The organism is Prosthecobacter sp., assembly GCF_020439865.1.
In the GTDB taxonomy this organism is placed as follows: domain Bacteria; phylum Verrucomicrobiota; class Verrucomicrobiia; order Verrucomicrobiales; family Verrucomicrobiaceae; genus Prosthecobacter.
On the sequence record NZ_JAGRPF010000047.1, the window covers coordinates 1 to 3,484 of the forward strand.

At 61.2% G+C, this 3,484-nt stretch carries 4 protein-coding genes; all 4 read left to right on the forward strand.

All coding sequences use genetic code 11. From position 1 onward, the window contains the following. The first annotated feature begins 41 nt into the window (after window positions 1-41). Window positions 42-821, forward strand: coding sequence for an SDR family oxidoreductase (locus tag KDL09_RS04595; protein WP_294381959.1), 780 nt, complete (start codon window positions 42-44; stop codon window positions 819-821). Between the two features lie 11 nt (window positions 822-832). Further along, window positions 833-1,744 carry a dihydrodipicolinate synthase family protein gene (locus KDL09_RS04600; protein WP_294381962.1) on the forward strand — a complete coding sequence of 304 codons (912 nt, stop codon included), beginning with the start codon at window positions 833-835 and terminating at the stop codon, window positions 1,742-1,744. 9 nt (window positions 1,745-1,753) lie between these two features. Beyond that, window positions 1,754-2,602 (forward strand): amidohydrolase family protein, encoded by an 849-nt coding sequence (locus tag KDL09_RS04605; protein WP_294381964.1) that lies wholly within the window; start codon window positions 1,754-1,756, stop codon window positions 2,600-2,602. 76 nt (window positions 2,603-2,678) lie between these two features. Beyond that, a partial coding sequence (locus tag KDL09_RS04610) for a DUF1552 domain-containing protein (RefSeq protein WP_294381966.1) occupies window positions 2,679-3,484 on the forward strand: 806 nt, incomplete at its 3' end.

Sequence of the window (3,484 nt, forward strand, 5' to 3'; positions counted from 1 at the left end):
ACGTCTGAAAGAGTCGTTTCACTCCGCCGATTCCTTGTTCCATGCCCATCCTTGACCGCTTCAACCTCACCGGCCGCCGTGCTTTGATCACCGGAGGCTCGCGCGGACTCGGTTTGGAAATGGCGCGAGCACTGGGTGAGGCCGGAGCCGAAGTGGTGATCTCCGGATCGAACGCCGAACATCTTCACAAGGCGTGCGAGGACCTATGCAGCGAGGATTTGCACGTCACCTCGGTGCAGGCTGATCTCTCGAAGCCCGAAGAAGCCGAGCGCCTCAGCGATGTCGTGCTGAACGAGCACGCGCCCATTGACATCCTCATCAACAACGTCGGCGGACGCCGCATCAACACGCCCACGGAAGATCTCGCGCTCGAAGACTGGCAGCGCATTCTCGATCTGAACCTCACGCAGGCCTTCATCCTCACGAAACGCATCGGCGCGGCGATGATTCCGCGAAAATGGGGTCGCATCATCAACATCTCGTCCATCAACGCCCTCTGGCCCGGCAAGGCCATGCGTGGCCGCAGCTACGAGACCTCGAAGGGCGCGCTTACCATGTTCACCAAGGCCGTCGCCGCCGATTGGGCCGTGCATGGCATCACCGTCAACGCGATCGCGCCCGGACCATTTTTGACCGACGCGAACAAGCGCTGGATCGGCGAGAAGCCCGCGTTCGAAGGCGAAGTCGCCGACAGCATCCCGATGGGCCGATGGGGCCGCCCCGAAGAAATCGGCCCGCTCGCTCTCTACCTCGCCAGCGATGCCAGCAGCTACATGACCGGCAGCGTGCTCGTGATTGATGGCGGCAAACTGCTGTGGTGATTTCTTTTCCGATGACGACTCCCAAACATGAACTCCGCGGCGTGCTGCCTGTCTTCCAGACGCCGTGGCATGATGATGAAACGTTCGACCTCGACACCCTCGAACGCGAGATCGCCTGGCTTTATGACTGTGGCGCGAACGGCATCGTGATGGCGATGGTTTCCGAAACCCTGCGTCTCGACAGCGAGGAACGCGAACAACTCGCAGCTGCTGCGTGCCGCTTCGGCAAAGATCGCGGTGCCGTCGTCGTCAGCGTCGGCGCAGAGTCATCGAAGACCGCCGAACGCTACGCGAAGCACGCGGAAAGCGTCGGCGCAGATGCCGTGATGGCCATTCCGCCCGTGTCCATCGGCATCGGCGAGAGCGAACTGCTCGCGTATTACACGCGAATCATTCAGGCGATCCAGATTCCCGTCATCGTGCAGGACGCGAGCGGCTACGTCGGTAAACCGATGCCCATCGCGATTCAGGCACGACTTCTCGACGAGTTCGGACCCGAGCGTGTGCAGTACAAACCCGAGGCTTCTCCCATCGGCCCGAAGCTCTCCGAACTTCGCGACGCCACGAAAGGCCGCGCCCGCGTCTTCGAGGGCACCGGCGGCATCGCGCTCGTCGATTCCTTCAAACGCGGTGTCGTCGGCACCATGCCCGGCGCCGATTTGATCCGCGGCCTCGTGCCACTGTGGAAAGCCCTCGAAGCCGGCGACACCGAAAAAGCCGATCGCATCCACGGACCGCTCTCCGCACTCATTTCGATGCAAACCAGCCTCGACGGTTTCCTCGCCGTCGAAAAGCATCTTCTCGTCCGCCAGGGCATCTTCAAAAACACCCTCGTGCGCGGTCCTGTCGGTTTCAAACTCGACGCGGAGACAACCCGCGAAGTCGAGCGGCAGTTTGACCGCATGATTGCCGCGGCTGAATGATTCAAATCCATGATCATCGACGTCCATTCCCACGCCTGGAACTTTCCCGCTGACTTTTCGGATGACTTCCTCCTGCAGGCAGGTCGTGCTCGGCCCGGCGTGAAGGTGGACATGAGCGCGACCTATGAGGCGTATCGCGCATCGGCTTCGGAAGACACGACGACGATCGTTTTCGGTGGAAAGGCAAAACTGAGCGGCTTGTGGGTCGATGACAAGACGGTGGCGGATTACGTGGCACAGGATGCAAAGCGGCTAATCGGTTTCATGTCGATCGACCCGACGCAGGATGGCTGGGAGCGTGAAATGCGTGTGGGACACGAAGAACTCGGTCTGCGCGGCATCAAGCTGCTGCCGATGTATGCGGGTTTCAGTCCCGATGATCCAAAGTTGGAGCCACTGTGGCAGTATGCGGAGAAACACAGCCTGCCAGTTCTGCTGCACATGGGCACGACCTTCATCGCGCAGGCACCGCTGGCTTTCACCTTGCCGCGTTTGATCGAGCCCGTTGCCGTGAAGCATCCGGGCGTGAAGATCATCCTCGCGCATCTCGGCCATCCGTATGAAGGCGAGTGCATCGTGACGATCCGGAAACACGAAAACGTCTTCGCCGACGTGAGCGCGTTGCACTACCGCCCGTGGCAGCTCTACAACTCGCTCATGCTCGTGCAGGAATACGGCGTGTGGCACAAGGTGCTCTTTGGCACCGATTTCCCCTTCACCACGGTGAACGCGAGCATCGACGGCCTCCGCAAACTCAACGACATGCTCGAAGGCACCAAGCTGCCGCGGCTCGACGTGAATCAGATCGAGGCCATGATCACGCGCGACAGCCTGCGGCTGCTTGGATTGACGAAGTAAGTCGCACGATGCGAACCTAGATTCCCCCGAAAGCCGGGAAACCCACAGGCGTTTATGGCGTTGAACTTCCCCGCCCATGTCCCTGCATCACTCCAACCGCCGCTTCTTCCTCAAATCCGCCGGCGTCACGCTCGCGCTGCCGCTGATGGAATCGCTCGGCTGGCGGGCCTTTGCCGCATCGGCAAACACACGGCCCACGCGCATGGTCTGCATCGGCAACATGCTTGGGTATTACCAGCCCGCCTTCTGGCCGACGAAAACGGGACGTGATTACGATCTCCCGCGGCTGCTGAAGCCGCTCGCGGAGCATCAGAAGGACTTCACGCTTTTCCAAGGCCTCGATCATGGTCACAAAGGCGGGCATTTCGCGATCCACTCCTATCTGAGCGGCGTTCGCACGATGGATGCGAAGGGCATGCCGGATGGCAACATCACGATCGACCAGCGCGCGGCGGAGAGCATCGGAGGAGCGACGCGTTTCCCCTCGCTCGCCATCGGTTCCGAGGACGGCATTCATGGCGGCTGCCTGATGTCGTGGACGCGCAGCGGCACGCGCGTGCCGCCGATTCCCGGTCCACGTGAGCTGTTCCGCAAACTCTTCGTCTCCGACAACGCCTCCGACCTCGCCAAGGCGAAGGACAAGCTGTCGATGCAGGGCAGCATCCTCGATGCGGTGAATGGCGATGCGAAGGATCTCAAGAAGGGCCTTGGCAAGCGCGATCAGGAGAAACTCGACGAGTACTTCACCTCCGTGCGTGATGTGGAGAAGCAGCTCGAACTCAGCCGCCAGTGGTCCGACGTTCCCAAGCCGAAGCCGGGCATGCCGGAGCCGCAAAACACCGGCTTCGTCTCCGATCTGCCCGTGCTCTACGATTTGATCGC

Coding starts and splice junctions, on each gene's coding strand:
- KDL09_RS04595 (WP_294381959.1), top strand. CDS start 42: ATGCCCATCCTTGACCGCTTCAACCTCACCGGCCGCCGTGCTTTGATC.
- KDL09_RS04600 (WP_294381962.1), top strand. CDS start 833: ATGACGACTCCCAAACATGAACTCCGCGGCGTGCTGCCTGTCTTCCAG.
- KDL09_RS04605 (WP_294381964.1), top strand. CDS start 1,754: ATGATCATCGACGTCCATTCCCACGCCTGGAACTTTCCCGCTGACTTT.